This window comes from Frigoribacterium sp. PvP054, from assembly GCF_040547465.1.
GTDB lineage: Bacteria > Actinomycetota > Actinomycetes > Actinomycetales > Microbacteriaceae > Frigoribacterium.
Genome location: NZ_JBEPPU010000008.1, coordinates 23,315 through 38,448, shown reverse-complemented (window position 1 = coordinate 38,448; position 15,134 = coordinate 23,315). Strand labels below are relative to the sequence as shown.

Genomic DNA, 15,134 nt, shown 5'->3' with positions numbered 1-15,134 from the left:
CTCGACGCCGGGGCCCGGTGCCCCCGGGCCCGGCGCTCCCGGCCGGGCGGGCGACCCGGTCGAGCTGTCCGTCGTCGACGCCGAGGCCATGGAGGCGCTGGGTCGCGAGCTCTCCGGCCTGCTGCGGGCGGGCGACCTGGTGGTGCTGACCGGCCCGCTGGGTGCGGGGAAGACGACCCTGACCCGGGGCCTGGGCGCCGGGCTCGAGGTGCGCGGTCAGGTCGCGAGCCCGACGTTCGTCCTGGCCCGGACTCATCCCACCGCGTCCGGCACCCCGCTCGTGCACGTCGACGCGTACCGGCTGTCGACCGAGGCCGAGCTCGACGACCTCGACCTCGACTACGAGGGCTCGATCGTCGTCGTCGAGTGGGGCGCCGGCCTGCTCGACGGGGTGGCCGACTCGTGGCTCGACGTCGTGATCGACCGACCGACGGGCGCCCGGGCGGAGGATGCCCCGGGCGATCCCACCGATCCCGTCGATCCGCCCGACGAGCCCCGCCGCGTGACGATCACCCCGCACGGCCCCCGCTGGTCCGGGGTCGACCTGCCGACCGGCTGAGCCCGCCGGGCCGTCGGCCGCCGCGCGAGCCGGTGCCCGCGCGCGTCGTCACGGCGGCGGGCGAGAGGGGGTGAGAGCGGGTGATCGACGGCACGGCCGGGCGGAGGCACCCCCGCCCGGGGGTCATGGGCCCGTGCCCGCTGCGGGTATGCTCGCCAGGTTCAGCCACTTAACCCGGGAGTGTCAGTTGGATCCTCAGCACTACTGGCGCGCGCTCGTGAAGAGCTGGCCCGTCATCCTCGTCCTCGCGTTGCTCGGCGGTGCGGCCGGCTACGGCTACGCGCAGACCCGTCCCGACAGCTTCCGGGCCACGAGCAGCGTCTTCGTGTCGGCGGCCGAGGGCTCCGACCCGAACGAACTGCTGCAGGGCTCGTCGTACACGCAGAACCTCGTGCAGAGCTACACCCGCCTGGCCACCTCGACGATCGTCCTCGAGCCCGTCATCTCGGACCTCGGCCTCGACGTGACGCCCGTGCAGCTCGCCCGTCAGATCACCGCCGAGAACCCCCTCAACACCGTCATCATCGACGTCGCGGTCGTCGACGGCGACCGTCAGCGCGCGGCCGACATCGCCAACGCCGTGACCCGGTCGCTCAGCGCCGAGGCCCGGTCGCTGTCGCCCGAGAGCGCGGCGGGCCTGTCGACCCTGAGCGTCGCCCCCATCGCCGAGGCCACCCCGCCGAACCAGCCGGTCGGCCCCAACCGCCGGCTCATCACGCTCACCGGCCTGGCGATCGGCCTCGCGCTCGGCGTCGTCCTCGCGCTCGTCCGGTCGGTCGTCGACACGCGCCTCCGCAGCACGGCCGACGTCGACGAGCTGCGGGTCGCCCCGGTGCTGGGCACCGTGGGGCGGCGCCGTCGGGGCAGCCTCGCGTTCGCCGACGAGCCCCAGGGGGCCGCGGCGGACGACTTCCGGCGCATCCGTGCGCAGCTGCAGTTCTCCGACGTCGACTCCGTGGCCCGGACCGTCACCGTCTCGTCGGTCAGCGCCGACGACCGCGAGAGCCGTGCGGCCGTCACGCTCGACCTCGCCCTCGCCTACGCCGAGCGCGGGCAGTCCGTCCTCGTCGTGGACGCCGACCTGCGCGGCGGCGGGCTCGCGGACCTCGCGGCCGTCTCGGACGAGGTCGGCCTGACCGACGTCGTCGTGGGACGGCTCGAGTTCGAGGACGCCGTCACCCCGTGGCGCGACCGGGTGGACGTCATCGCCACGGGCGAGGTGCCCCCGAACCCGAGCCCGCTGCTCAGCTCGAAGTCGATGGCGCTCTTCGTCGAGGCGGCGCGTGACCGGTACGACGTCGTCGTGGTCGACGCCCCCGGCGTGCTCACGTCGTCCGACACCCTCGAGCTCGGGCGCCTGACCGACGGCGTCGTCCTCGTCGCCACCGTGGGGCACTCGTCCCGGGGGCAGCTCGTCCAGGCGGTCCGGGCGCTCGGCGGCGTCCAGGTCCCGGTCATCGGCGTCATCCTCGACGGCCTCACCGAGGGCGGCCCCCGCTCCGGCGGGCAGCGCGTCGGCGCCTCGTCGGCCGGGGCCGTCGCGTCCGGCCGCGCGACCGTCCGTCGGGGCACCGACGCACCGTGACGGCGTCGCGGTCGTCCCGAAGGCGTGCCCCGCGCCTCCCGGCCGTCCGGCTGTACGAGTCGCTGCGGACGGCCCACCTCGAACGGGCCCACGAGCTCGCCCCGGCGAGCATCGTCTACCGGGTGACGCGCTACGACTTCGACGCCTCGCTCGCCGAGGGCCTCGACCTCGTGCCGGCGGGCCGCCTGCGTGCGGCCTGGCTCGTGGCGCGTTCGCGGGTCGAGACCCTCGAGGTCAACGAACCGCTGATGACCTCGAGCCTGCCCGCCACGGCGCTGGTGCTGACCGCCCTCGCGGTGCGGCGGCGGGTCACGGGGCGACCGACCACCGTCGTGAGCTACCTGATCGGCAACGCCGACCCGTTCGGCGCGGCGACCGCGCCCCGGCTGCGCACCCGGCTCCGGAGGCGCGGCGAACGCGTGCTCGCGCGCGCGGTCTGGCGGCGGCTCGACCGGGTGGTCTACGGGACGGACGCCGCGCGTGAGACGTACGCGCGCCTCCTCGGCGAGCCCGCCGACCACGCGACCGTGACCACCGTGCCCGCGCTGCCGATCCGCCACCCCGAGGCCCGCGGCGGCGACGTCCGCCCGCCCGCCGTCACGTTCGTCGGCTCGTTCGTCGAGCGCAAGGGGCTGCGCGTGCTCGCGGCGGCCTGGCCGCTCGTCGTGGCGGCACGCCCCGACGCGACGCTCGCCCTGCTCGGCAAGGGCGCCCTCGAGCAGGAGGCGCGGGCCCTGTCGGTCGCGCATCCTGCGGTCTCCGTCGAGGTCGACCCGCCGCGCCCGCGCATCCACTCGGTGCTCGACGGCTCGCGCGTGCTCGTGCTCTGGTCGCAACCGAGTCCGACCTGGCGTGAGCAGGTGGGGCTGCCGATCGTCGAGGGGCTGTCGCACGGCTGCACCGTCGTGACCACGACCGAGACGGGCCTCGCCGACTGGCTGACCGACCACGGGCACGTCGTCGCCGCCGACGCCGCGTCGCCCGAGGTGCTCGCCGCCGCGATCGTCCAGGCCCTCGACGCCGCCCGCCCGGCCGACGCGGTGCTGGCCGACCTGCCCACGCGGGACGGTCGGCTGGCGGCCGACGACCGGCTGTTCGGCCGCGACGCCGGGACCGGCGCCGGCCGTCCGCTCGACGGGGCGCGCTCGTGACCCGCGCGGCCACGGGACCGGCGGGACGGCCGAAGCGGGGCGGCGCCATGGCCGCGGTCGGGTCGACCGCCGCCGTGAAGGTGGTCGTGATGGGCCTGTCGGGCGTGCTCGGCATCATCACGAGCCGCATGATCATCCAGAACTTCGGCACCGACGCCTACGCCCAGTACGGCCTGCTGTCGACCTTCCCGACGTTGCTGCCGTTCGCCGACCTGGGCATCGCCGCGATCGTGATCAACGCCGTGGCCGGGTCGTCGTCGGTCCGCACCGACGACTTCGTGAAGCGGTCGATCGTGACGGCGTTCCGGGTGCTGCTCGTCTCGGGCGGCATCATGGTCGCGGTCGCGCTGCTCATCACGCTCGCCGGGTGGTGGCCCGTGCTGCTCGGCGAGGGGCTCCTGCCCGACGGCGGGTCGCTCGCGGCCGGCCTCTGCCTCGCGGTGTTCGGCCTGGTGATCCCGCTGACGGTGGGCCAGCGCATCCTCGTGGGTCTGAAGAAGACGAGCACGCAGGTCGCCAGCCAGGCGGTCGTGGCCCCCTTCATGTTGCTCGCGATCGGCTCGGCCGTCATGTTCAGCGTGCCGGTCGGCAGCTACCTCGCCGTCATCTCGTACGTCGCGAACAGCCTCGTCTCGGTGATCTGCCTGATCGTCGCGGCCAGGGCCCTGTCACCGCAGATCGGTTCGGCCGTCAAGCTCGTGCCGCGCGTCCGCAGCTACCGCGGCGTGCCGGCGCTCGGCCTCGCCTGGCCGATGCTCGTGCAGATGATCGCCCTGCCGGTCGCGATGCAGACCGGTCGCCTGCTGCTCAGCCACCTGGCGGGGCCGGACGAGCTCGCCCAGTACAACCTCGCCTCGCAGCTCTTCGGCATCGTGCTGCAGACCGTGGCCGCGGCGGGCATCGCCCTCTGGCCGGTCTACGCGGCGGCCCGGTCGGCCGGGAGGGTCGAGTCGCCGACCGTGCCGACGCTCTGGTTCTTGCTCGGCGGCCTCGGGCTCGGCACGGCCCTCGCGGTGATCAGTCCGTTCCTGGCGCGCTTCGTGTCGGGCGGGGCGATCGCGCTCGACGGCTGGATGCTCGTCGGCTTCGTCGTGTTCGTCGGCCTGCAGGCGGCGAAGTACCCGGTCGGCATGTACATGACCGACAAGACCGGGCTGGTCTTCCAGGTGCTGCCGATCGTGCTCATGGTGCCGCTGAACCTCGGGCTGTCGTGGTGGTTCATCGGTCTCGTCGGGGCGGCGGGCCCGGTGCTGGGGTCGGCGATCTCGGTGGCGCTCTGCCAGCTCGTGCCCAACCTCTGGTACGTCTCGCGCGACCTCGGACGGCGCCGGGCCGAGGCGGCCGCGGGGGCCGGACGGGACGCACCGTCCGACGCCGACGGGGCCACGGCCGCCGCGGGCCTCGACGTCGACGAGCAGCGCGGTGACGAGACCGCGACCGACCAGGCGATCGCCGAGCGGGCGGTGGCCGAGCGGGCCGCCGACGAGCGTTCCGGCGCCGACCACCGCACCGGTGACCACCACCGCGCCGGTGACGACGAGAAGGAGGCGCGGTGATCGAGGTCCTCTTCGCCCGCGAACGCGACGTGGCCGGCTGGGCCGCCGACCACGCGGCCGGTCGGCGCCCCGGCCTCTGGCCGTACGGCCTCGAGGCGCTGCGCGACACGGACCAGGAGGCGCGCATCGCCTCGGTCACCGAACCCGGCCGCCTGCAGGTGCTGCGCGACCGGGTGGTGCCGCGCCGCGCCTCCTCGTCCGGGGTGCCGTCCGACGACGTCGGCGTGACCTGGGACGAGAACGTGGCCCGGCGGATGCTGCTCACCCGGCCGCACGAGCGGATGTACACCGGAGTCATCTGGGTGACCGACCGGGTCGACCGCGGACAGGACGTCGGACGAATGCGCGACGTGCTGCGGCGGATGAGCGGGCTCTGGGTGATCAGCCGCGGTCAGGTCGAGCCCCTGCGGCGGTTCGTCGGTGAGGACGGTCCGCCCGTCGGCTTCTTCACCTTCGGGGTCGACGAGCAGTTCTTCGCGGCGCGACCGTGGCCCGAGCGCCCCCTGGTGCTGAGCATCGGCGGCGACCGCGACCGCGACCCGGCGACCCTCTTCGCGGCGCTGCGGCAGGTGCACGCCGAGCGTCCGGACGTCGAGCTGGTCGTGCAGACGACGAGCGACGCGGAGCCCCCGGAGGGCGTGACCGTGGTGCCTCACGTGTCGCACCGCGAGCTGGCCGAGCTGTACGCACGCGCGTCGGTCGTGGCCGTCGCGACGCGCGACAACCTGCACGCGTCGGGCATGACGGTCAGCCTCGAGGCGATGGCCACGGGGCGTCCCGTCGTGATGACGGACACCCCGGGCATCGAGGACTACGTCGTGCACGAGCGCACGGGGTTGCTGGCACCGGTGGGGGACCCGTCGGCGCTCGCCGGGCACGTGCTGCGGCTGCTGGGCGACGAGGCCGAGGCGCGCGCGTTCGGTGCGGCCGGGCGGGCTCTCGTCGAGGAGCGCCTGACGACGCGGCACCTGGCGGCGTCGCTGGCCGCCTTCGTCCGGGGCTGCGTCCGTCAGGGCTGAGCCTGACAGGGGCTGAGAACACCAGCCGGGCCCGTTCCGGGCGAGTTCGTCGAACACGGTCCGTCGAGGACGACCGGGTACGCCGAACACGCCCGTGTCAGGCCGGCCGTTCGTCGGGCCACCGTCCGTCTGCTTGGCTCTCGACATGACCGAAGACCTGCCGATCGTCGAGTTCGCGTTCCCCGGCCCGTTGCGTGACCGGATCGTCGCCGCCGTCGAGGCCGGTGACAAGACGGCGACCAGCTCGCTGCTGCGCGAGTACGAGCGGGCCGGTGAGCCACTGCCCAGCGAGGGCCGGCGAGAGGTGATGGTGGACTCGGAGGGGCGGCGCCGGGCGGTGCTCGAGACCACCGGCGTCGAGGCGGTCGCGCTCCGCGACGTGCCCCTCGGCCATGCGCTGGCCGAAGGCGAGGGCTACGAGTCGGTGGACGACTGGCGAGCGGGGCACGTCCGCTTCTGGACCTCGCCCGAGATGCGGGCCGAGCTCGGCGGAGGGTTCGTCGTGGACGACTCGACCGTGGTCGTCCTCGAGCGCTTCCGCGTCGTGCCCCCGTCGGGCGACGACCGCGACGACCGCGACCACCGCGACGACCGGGACGACCGCGACGACCGCGAGGCCGCCGAGCCACCGGACGCCCTGCCCGACGCCACGGCATGATCGTGGCCCGGGCGAGGTGCCCGGTGGTGACGCGCCGTCGGGGGCGCGCCTCCGTCGCCGTGGTCCGGCCGAGGAGGCCTCAGTCGTCGGGGAGGGCCAACTGCGAGCCGGGGCGGCCTTCTCGTGACGCGGCCGGTCGGACGGGCGGCGGTGCCGGCGGCGACGCCAGCGCCCGGTGTCGTGCCGCGTCGGCCCGGCCGAGTGCGACCACGGAGCCCAGGCACGTCGTCGCCTGGAGGAGGCCGAGCACCGCCGGCAGCACGAGCAGCGTCAGCTGGTCGTCGGAGGGGAGCCCCGACACGACGACGGCCGTCCAGGCCAGGAGCCACGCTGCGGGCAGCCAGACGGATCGGCTCACGACGGCCACGGACGTGCCGATCAGCCGTTCGGCCGCCGCGACGACCTCGTCGCGGTCCTCGGGTTCGATCGCGGGCGGACGCGCGGCGAACTGGCGCTCGATGCGTTCGCTGCGACGCCAGTCACCGAGCGGGACCCCGGGCGGGGGAGCAGCCGAGCGGTCGACCACCGGGCAGAGCGTCGCGACCAGGCAGCCCAGGGCGGCGGCGAAGAGCACGATCGCCACGGCGTCACGGGCGGGCGGCCCGTCGAGGAGGGCCCAGCAGGCGTCGGCGACGACGAGGAAGGCCCCGAGGGCCGTGGCGACGAGGCCGCTGACGAGCGTCCTGCGGCGCAGCCTGGCGGCGTCGAGGAACTCCGCCCGGCGCGACCGGTGGACGCCCTGACCGCTGCGCACCGCCCCCAGGTTCCTCAGCGGACGATCCCTCTGGTCTGCCCTTGATAAATTTATCAAGAAGCTCCCGCGCCACGCCGCCGCAGCTCGGTCGCGACGATCCGGCGCCCCTCGAGCACGGCGCGCAGGCCGACGAGCAGCGTTCCCGGCGACCGCGTGAACTGTCTGCGGCCGCCCTGCAGCAGCACCTCCCACGCGATGCGCGGGGTCAGCCGCCGCCACCGGCGGAGGTCGTCGTCGTCGAGGTGCTTGGCGGCGAACAGAAGTCGGTTGCGGATGTTGTACCGGTAGTACCCGGCCGACTTCGCCTGCCCCGACCGGTCGGCCCCGCCCACGGTCTGCGTGCCGCCCTCCGCGTGGACGACGGTGACGTCGTCGAGCAGCCGCAACGCGCCTCCCGCGCCGACGACGCGGCGCGACAGGTCGACGTCCTCCCAGTACAGGAAGTAGTCGTCGTCGAAACCGCCGCAGAGCTGCCAGAGCTCGTCGCTCAGCACGAGGCAGGCGCCGCTCAGCCACTCCTCGACGCGGGCCCCGGGCACGCGACGTCGTCGCGACCGGATGCGTCCGTCGTCGAGGTACAGGTCGCTGCCGGCCGACCACAGGCTGCCGTCGGGGCGCAACACCGTCGGGGCGCTCATCGTCAGGGGTTCGGCCGAGGAGGCGCGGTGCAGGGCGGCGAGGGCGGCGGCGTCGGCCAGCGCGTCCGGGTTGAGCAGCACGTGGTGGCGGGCCCCGGCCGCGCGGGCCCTGGCCACGCCCAGGTTGACGCCCGTGCCGAACCCCTCGTTGCCGTCGGGGGCCACGAGCAGCCAGCCCTCGGCCGCGGCGAGCTCGCTCACGCGGGCGCGCTCGGCGGCACCCGACCAGTTGTCGACGACGACCACGACGAGGCCCTCGACCGCCCGCGAGACGGGCGCGAGGTTCTGCCGCAGCAGCTCGGTCGAGCCGTAGTTGACGACGACCACCGACAACCCGGCGAGCGACTCACCCACGGTTCGTCCCCCGTCCACCCGCAGGAGGCGCGGTGCGCGACCCGGGGTCGGTCACCGACCTGACATGCTGGGGGCCGTGACGACCGAGCCGACCGCACCGCGCCTCCTGACGATCGCCGTGCTGACCTTCCGCCGGCCCCGCGACCTCGACGCCGTGCTGCCGTCGCTCGTCGAGCAGGCCCGCGGCGTGCACGCCCTCGGCGTCGAGGCGCGGGTGCTCGTCGTCGACAACGACGCGGGCGGGTCGGGGCGCGGGCGCGTCGAGGCGGCGGCGCTCGCGTCGGCCGACCCGGTCGACGGCGTCCGGCCGGTCACCGTGGACTACGTGGTCGAGGCCACGCCCGGCATCGCCTCGGCCCGCAACCGGGCCCTGGCCGAGAGCGCCGACAGCGACCTGCTCGTCTTCATCGACGACGACGAGCGGCCCTCCGAGCAGTGGCTGGCCGCCCTGCTCGCGCTGCAGGCCGAGAGCGGCGCCGCGGCCGTCGTCGGGCCCGTGCGCAGCGAGTACGAGGTCGAGCCCGAGCCGTTCATCGTCGAGGGGCGGTTCTTCGTCCGGCGTCGCCTGGCGACCGGGACGCCCGTCGACGTCGCCGCCACGAACAACCTGCTGCTCGACCTGGCCGTGGTGCGCCGTCAGGGCCTCGCCTTCGACGTCGCCCTCGGGCAACTCGGCGGCGAGGACACGCTCTTCACCCGCAGCCTCGTGGCGGGAGGCGGCACCATCGTCTGGTGCGCCGAGGCCGTCGTCACCGACGTCGTCCCGGCCCACCGCGTCACGCGGCGCTGGGTCGTGCAGCGGGCCTACAGCAGCGGCAACGGCTGGAGCCTCACCTCGGTGATGCTGTCCGCGCGAGGGGCGTCGCGACTGGCCACGCGCCTCCGGCTCTCGGCGAAGGGCGGCGTGCGCGTCGCCGGCGGGCTGGGCCGCTACGCGGTCGGCACCGTGACCCGACCGCTCGGTCGACGGGCGTTGGGCCAGCGCGCCCGCGGCATCCGCACCATGGCCCGCGGCGCCGGCATGGTGGCGGGCGCGTGGGGCGCGGCGTACCGCGAGTACGGCCGCGTCGACGGCTGAGCTCACGAGCGGGTCCCGCGGCCGCTGCCCGACGCCCGACCGCCCACGGCGTCGATCGCCCGCCGGTAGGCCGCGACGTGTGCTTCTCCTGCGCGGTCCCAGTCACGGGCCGACAGGTCGGGGCGGGCGTCGTCGGTCAGGCGGGACGCCGCCTCGAGGGCTCGCTCGACGTCGTCGGACGCGAGTTCGTCCTCGTACTGACGCACCCAGGCGGGCCCGACCTCGTCGGCCAGGCGCGCGTTGACCTCGTTGGCCGGCACGAGCACGGGTCGCCCGAGCGACAGGGCCGTGAGCACCCCACCCGAGTTGTGCATCTCGCGGTAGGGCAGCACGACGAGCTCGGCCCGTCGCACGGTCTCGATCAGGGCCTCGTCGTCCAGGAACCGCAGGTCGAGGCTGACCCGGGGGTCGTCGGCGGCGAGCTGCTCGAGGCCCTGCGCCAGCTCGGGCGTCGAGGGCTTGCCGGCGGCGTGCAGCCGGCGGTCGTCGCCACGCACGCCGCGGAAGGCGCGGACGAGGCCGTCGACGCCCTTGTAGCGACGGATGAAGCCGAAGTACGAGACCCGACCGGTCTCACGGGCGGGCCACGGCCAGCGCGAGAACCAGTCGACGTAGTGGCCGTGGGGGATGAGCGCCCCGAGCGCGTCGGGGTGCTCGGGCGTCTCGTCGTTCAGCCGCACCCAGAGCGTGGTGCGTCGTTCGATCCAGCGCAGCAGCACCCGCTCGCGGCGCGAGATGCCGCTCGGCAGCTCGAGGTTGTGCTCGGTGCGGACGATCGGGGTGCGGGTCGCCGCCAGCTTCGCGACCAGGGCGACGGTCAGCGCCTGGCGGACGAGCGCCTTGAGCGGGCTCCGGCCCGAGACGAGGATCTCGGGCCAGTGCACGTGGAACACGTCGTAGCGGCCGAGCAGCGCACCCTTCCAGCTGAAGGTGCGCACCTCGACCCCGGGGACCGCACCGACGGCGTCCCGGAGCATCACGAGGTAGGGGTTCGTCGTCGGCCGCGGTCGGGGGAACGACTGCTGGACGACGAGCCCGCTCGGGTGCTCCGGGACGGCGCCGGTCACGGCTTGAAGACGCTCAGGTCGTCGAACGAGACCGTCTGCGGGGCGTTGGTGGACGAGCCGGAGGCGTAGGCGGCCAGGGCCACCGACCCCGCGGCCTGCAGCCCGGCGAACGTGTCGGTCGTCGAGACGGTCCAGGCGGTGGGCTCGGTGGTGCCGTCGAGCCAGACCTTCGCCCGGATCGTCGTCGTGCCCGAACCGCTCACCTCGAGCCGCACGTTGACCTTGGCGCCCGGGGTGACCGCTCCCGGGACCAGCGTCTCGTTCACCAGCGTCACGTTCGTCGACGTGCCCTTGTAGGCGTTCAGCGCAACGACGAGGCGTCCGTCCGAGCGGTAGCGCAGGGTCGCGCGGTACTCGGAGTTGGTGGCCACCTTGCGGCCCGTGACGTAGACGTACGTGCCGCCGCCGGTCGCCGCCTTGTCGAGGCTGACGCTCGTGCGAAGGTCGGTGTCCGTCGCGCTGGCGCCGGTGAGTGCCATCGAGGTGCTCCAGCCGGCGGCGCCCAGGTACTGGGTGCCGACGCCGTTCGCGACGGAGTACTGCGAGGCCTGGCCGGTGCGGGTCCAGGCGCCGCCCACGTCGGCCGAGCCCCAGCCGTTCGACGCCGAGCGGCCGAAGCCGTCCTGCGCGATCGCCGTGACGACGGGAGGTGCGGTGACCGTCACCGTGGAGGTGCGCGTCCCCGTGGCGCCCTTGTCGTCGGTGACGACGAGGGTCACGGTGTAGGTGCCGCCCGTGGCGTAGTCGTGCTTCGCGGTGCTGCCGGTCGCCGTGGCTCCGTCGCCGAAGTCCCAGGCGTACGAGGCCACGGTGCCGTCGCTGTCGGTCGAGGCCCGCCCGTCGGTGGTCACCGAGAGCTTGTCGGTCGCCGTCGTGAACGCCGCCGTGGGGGCCGCGTTCGGGATCGGTGCGACCGTGACGGTGCCCGTCGAGCTGCCGGTGGCGCCCTTGTCGTCGGTCACCGTGAGGGTCACGGTGTAGGTGCCGGCGGCGGCGTAGGTGTGCGACGCCGTCTTCCCGGTGGCCGTGCCGCCGTCGCCGAAGGTCCAGGCGTAGCCGGTCACCGTGCCGTCCGCGTCGGCCGAGGCCGAGGCGTCGGTCGACACCGCCAGACCCGTCGTCGAGCTGGTGAACGACGCCGTCGGGGCGACGTTGGCCGGCGGGGCCGGGGCGACGGTGACCGTGCCGGTCGAGGTGCCGGTGGCCCCTTCGCCGTCGGTCACGGTGAGCGTGACGGTGTACGTGCCGGCCGTGGCGTAGGCGTGGCCCGAGGTCGAACCGGTCACCGCGGCCGTGCCGTCACCGAAGTCCCAGCGGTAGGACGCGACCGTGCCGTCCGAGTCGGCCGAGGTGCGGCCGTCGACCGCGACGACCAGGTGGTCGACCGTCGAGGTGAACGAGGCGGTGGGGGCCGCGTTCACGCGGGGCGGCGTCACCGTCACGGTGGCGGTCGAGGTGCCCACGGCGCCCCGGTCGTCCGTCACGGTCAAGGTGACCGTGTAGGTGCCGCCGGCGGCGTAGGTGTGCGTGGGCTTCGCACCCGAGGCCACGGCGGAACCGTCGCCGAAGTCCCAGGCGTACGAGGCGATCGAGCCGTCGGCGTCGGCCGAGGTGCTGCCGTCGAAGGCGACGCCGAGGCCGGTGGGTGCCGAGGCGAAGGTCGCCGTGGGCGCCGCGTTCGGCTTGTCCACGCCGAGGGCGTAGTGCTGCGCGACCGTGGCGGCGTCGAGCGGACGGGCGTAGACGGCCGCCTCATCGAGGCTGCCCTGCCAGTAGCCCGAGCCCGAGTTCCACGAGCTGTCGCCGCCGAGGCGCCAGTACCCGCGGTAGCCGTCCGATGCGGTCGACGGGTTCGAGCCGACCTGGACGCCGTCGACGTAGAGCTTCATGCCCTCGGAGCCCTGGGTCGCCACGACCTGGTGCCACCGCCCGTCGTTGTAGCTCGCGGTGCTGCTGGCGAGGTTCATCTGGCCGGTCCAGTTGCCGAACTGCAGGCGGCCGTCCTGCTCCATGTAGACGTGGCGGTCGTAGTTGCCGCTGTAACCCGTCTGCTGGTTGCCGAAGCCGATCAGCTTGCCGCCGGAGGTCGAGGTCGTGTTGAACCAGGTCTCGAGCGTGTAGGCGTTCGGGGTGTCGTACGAGGTGGTCGTCGAGACTCCGCCGGTCGACCCGTCGAAGCTCGCCGAGTGGCCCGATCCCGAGGCGATGGCGGGGGCGCCACCGGTCGCGACGCCACCGCTGACGAGGCCGTCCGTGCCGACGGGCGAGGCATCGGCCGCGACCGTCTGGGCGTCACCGTCGAGGCGGAAGTAGACCTCCGGGTCGTCCTGGAACACCCGGGCGCCGTAGGCGTCCGCGGGCGACTTCGGCAGCTTGCTCGTGCGTCCCGACGAGACCCACTGGCCGTCCACCTGCTTGGCGCTCAGGGCCTTCGGGTACACCGACACGTCGTCGATGTCGCCCTGGAAGAACGGCGCACCGTCCCAGTTGTTGTCGCCGCCGATCCGCCAGTAGCCCGTGTAGTCCTGGGCACCGGTCGTCCCGGCGTCGGTGGCGACCTTCTTGCCGTCGACGTAGAAGGACTGGCCGGCCGAGCTCAGCGTGCCGACCACCTGGTGCCACTGACCGTCGTTGAGCGCCGTCGGGCTCGTGATGATGCGGCTGGCGTTCGGGTACACGCCGAACGACACGCGGCCCCGGGGGTCCATGTAGAGGTGGCGGTCGTACGAGTCCGACACTCCCGTGTTCGAGCTGCCGAACCCGACGATCTTGCCGCCGGTCGTCGACGTGGTGCGGAACCAGGCCTCGACCGAGAAGGTCTGCGGTCCGGCGATCGCCGAGGTGGTCGACGAGAGCCCGGTGTCGGTGCCCGAGAAGGTGCTCGACCCGTCCGAGTCGGTGGACGCCTGGCCGGTGGCCCCGCGGGTCACGCCGGCCTGGGCCTGCTGGTCGTCGAAGCCGATCGAGTCGTAGACGGTCGAGCCGGTCTTCTCGCCCAGGCGCCAGAGGGCCGTGGCGCCGTCGGCGGCGACCTGCTGCTGGTAGGGCGACGGCGCGGTGGCCGAGACGGTCACCGTCACGGTGTCGCCGAGGACGGTGTTGCCGAGCGGGTCGGTGGCCCGCACGCGGTAGTCGTGGGTGCTGCCGGGTGCGAGGCCCTTGTCGACGAACCCGATGGAGGGGCGCTTCCAGAAGGTCGAGGACGTCGTCGTCGTGTAGACGGGCGTGTTCAGGTTGCCGTCGCGGTACACCGAGTACGTCAGGTTGGCGTTGTCGCGGTCCCAGTTGGACTGCCACGCGACGCGGACGCTGCCCGACTCGAGCGACACCAGGCTGGGCTTGAACAGGGCGCCCGAGTACACCGGGCCCTCCTTGTTCGGGGCGATGCTCGACACGGCGAAGCGGGTCAGGCCGTACTGCGCCTTGCCGTTGACGGTGGGGAACTCGCCGCCGTAAACCACGTACTTGTCGTTCGCGGCGACGCTCCAGGGGCCCTGGTTCTGGCCCGTGTAGCTGCCGGTGCCGAAGTCGGGGAACCAGTTGAGGATGCTCGGCGCGGGGGTGCCGGCGAAGTTGTAGTAGCCGTAGGGGTCGTTCGTGACGGTCTGCGTCGCGGAGTCGCTGAAGGCCATCGCGCGCTGGAAGGTCCACGGGTTCGTCTGGGGCTGGCCACCGATGTTGCCGCAGTAGTGCGGGTGGCCGGCGATGTACACGGTGGTGCTGTTGGCCGCGACCGAGTAGGTGTCGCCGTGGCAGTCCTCGACCCAGACGAGGTCGCCGTTCCAGGTCGACTTGAAGGCGCCCTCGAGGCGACCGCCGCCGCCGAAGGTGTAGCCCGAGCCGTAGACGCCCGCCGCCGTGGCGCTCAGGCTGTAGATCGCGGCCTGGCCGCCGCCGTTGCGGACGACGTCGTTGGCCTGGAAGGGCAGGTTGGCCGCCGTGGTCGGGTCGAGCATGGCGAGGCCGTAGCCGGGCTGCGCCGAGCCGTTGACCGAGCTGAACGAGCCGCCGAGCACGATCTTCGAACCGTCGGGGCTCGCGACCATGGCGAGCACGTCACCGCCGGCGATCTGGGGCGCCCACGGCAGGTTCGTGCCGTTCGAGGCGGTCACCGCGGCGGCCTTCGTCCGGGTGTCCTTGCCGATGCTCGAGAAGACGCCGGCCACGTAGACGTTCGGACCCACGGCGGCGATCGCGTTGACGGTCGCGTTCGTCCCCGGGTTCCAGCTGGTCACCAGGGCGCCGCTGGTCGGGTCGAGCGCGGCGAGACGGTACTTGTTGACGCCGTTGACCTTGGTGAACGAGCCGCCGATGTAGAGGCGCTTGCCGTCGGGTGAGGCGGCGAGGGCCTTGACCTGGCCGTCGACGACCGGGGCGAAGGTCGTCGAGAGGGCTCCGGTCGTGATGTCGTAGGCGAGGATGTAGCTGCGGGGCACCTCGGAGGTGCCGGGTGCGGCACCGGCCGGGCGGGCCTTCGTGAACTTGCCGGCCGCGTAGACCGTGTTGCCCACGATGACCTGCGAGAACACCGAACCGTCGATCTGCGGCGTCGGGAGCGCGTCGGCCGTGACCGTGGCGGGGGTCGACGGGGACGTCGGGTCGGCGGGGGCGGAGTCGGCCGCAGCGGGCTGCACTCCGACCAGGACGGACAGGAGCACGGCGGACGCAGCGACGATCGCGGGCAGGCGAAGGCGCGACGAGACGGTTCTTCCCAT

11 protein-coding genes are annotated in these 15,134 nt (G+C 73.8%); 7 read left to right on the top strand and 4 right to left on the bottom strand.

The window, feature by feature from the left end; translation table 11 throughout:
- Window positions 1–88 precede the first annotated feature (88 nt).
- The 6 genes from tsaE (at window position 89) to ABID81_RS11190 (ending at window position 6,528) form a co-directional block, all read left to right on the top strand.
- On the top strand, window positions 89–559 hold the full coding sequence (gene tsaE, locus ABID81_RS11215) for a tRNA (adenosine(37)-N6)-threonylcarbamoyltransferase complex ATPase subunit type 1 TsaE (protein ID WP_354594965.1): 471 nt from the start codon (window positions 89–91) through the stop codon (window positions 557–559).
- Between the two features lie 187 nt (window positions 560–746).
- A complete protein-coding gene (locus ABID81_RS11210; protein ID WP_354594891.1) occupies window positions 747–2,144 on the top strand; it encodes a tyrosine-protein kinase domain-containing protein in 1,398 nt (465 codons plus the stop codon).
- Complete coding sequence (locus tag ABID81_RS11205; RefSeq protein WP_354594890.1) at window positions 2,141–3,295, top strand: glycosyltransferase family 4 protein; 1,155 nt, start codon at window positions 2,141–2,143, stop codon at window positions 3,293–3,295. Before ABID81_RS11210 ends, ABID81_RS11205 begins: the two co-directional genes overlap by 4 nt.
- A 47-nt stretch (window positions 3,296–3,342) precedes the next feature.
- Entirely contained in the window at window positions 3,343–4,851 is a 1,509-nt protein-coding gene (locus ABID81_RS11200; RefSeq protein ID WP_354594889.1) for a lipopolysaccharide biosynthesis protein, read from the top strand.
- On the top strand, window positions 4,848–5,870 hold the full coding sequence (locus ABID81_RS11195) for a glycosyltransferase family 4 protein (RefSeq protein WP_354594888.1): 1,023 nt from the start codon (window positions 4,848–4,850) through the stop codon (window positions 5,868–5,870). Before ABID81_RS11200 ends, ABID81_RS11195 begins: the two co-directional genes overlap by 4 nt.
- A gap of 145 nt (window positions 5,871–6,015) precedes the next feature.
- Entirely contained in the window at window positions 6,016–6,528 is a 513-nt protein-coding gene (locus ABID81_RS11190; RefSeq protein WP_354594887.1) for an ASCH domain-containing protein, read from the top strand.
- Window positions 6,529–6,607: 79 nt separating this feature from the next.
- Here ABID81_RS11190 and ABID81_RS11185 read toward each other — a convergent pair whose 3' ends face one another.
- The gene (locus tag ABID81_RS11185) at window positions 6,608–7,282 is read right to left on the bottom strand and encodes a hypothetical protein (protein ID WP_354594886.1); all 675 of its coding nucleotides are present in this window, start codon (window positions 7,280–7,282) and stop codon (window positions 6,608–6,610) included.
- 53 nt (window positions 7,283–7,335) lie between these two features.
- Entirely contained in the window at window positions 7,336–8,274 is a 939-nt protein-coding gene (locus tag ABID81_RS11180; protein WP_354594885.1) for a glycosyltransferase family 2 protein, read from the bottom strand.
- A 76-nt stretch (window positions 8,275–8,350) separates the two neighbouring features.
- On the opposite strand from ABID81_RS11180, the gene ABID81_RS11175 reads away from it, so the two are divergent.
- Window positions 8,351–9,352, top strand: a complete 1,002-nt coding sequence (locus ABID81_RS11175) for a glycosyltransferase family 2 protein (RefSeq protein ID WP_354594884.1) — start codon at window positions 8,351–8,353, stop codon at window positions 9,350–9,352.
- Between the two features lie 2 nt (window positions 9,353–9,354).
- Here ABID81_RS11175 and ABID81_RS11170 read toward each other — a convergent pair whose 3' ends face one another.
- Window positions 9,355–10,419 (bottom strand): glycosyltransferase, encoded by a 1,065-nt coding sequence (locus ABID81_RS11170; RefSeq protein WP_354594883.1) that lies wholly within the window; start codon window positions 10,417–10,419, stop codon window positions 9,355–9,357.
- Window positions 10,416–15,134 carry a PKD domain-containing protein gene (locus tag ABID81_RS11165; RefSeq protein ID WP_354594882.1) on the bottom strand — a complete coding sequence of 1,573 codons (4,719 nt, stop codon included), beginning with the start codon at window positions 15,132–15,134 and terminating at the stop codon, window positions 10,416–10,418. The genes ABID81_RS11170 and ABID81_RS11165 overlap by 4 nt, the downstream gene beginning before the upstream one ends.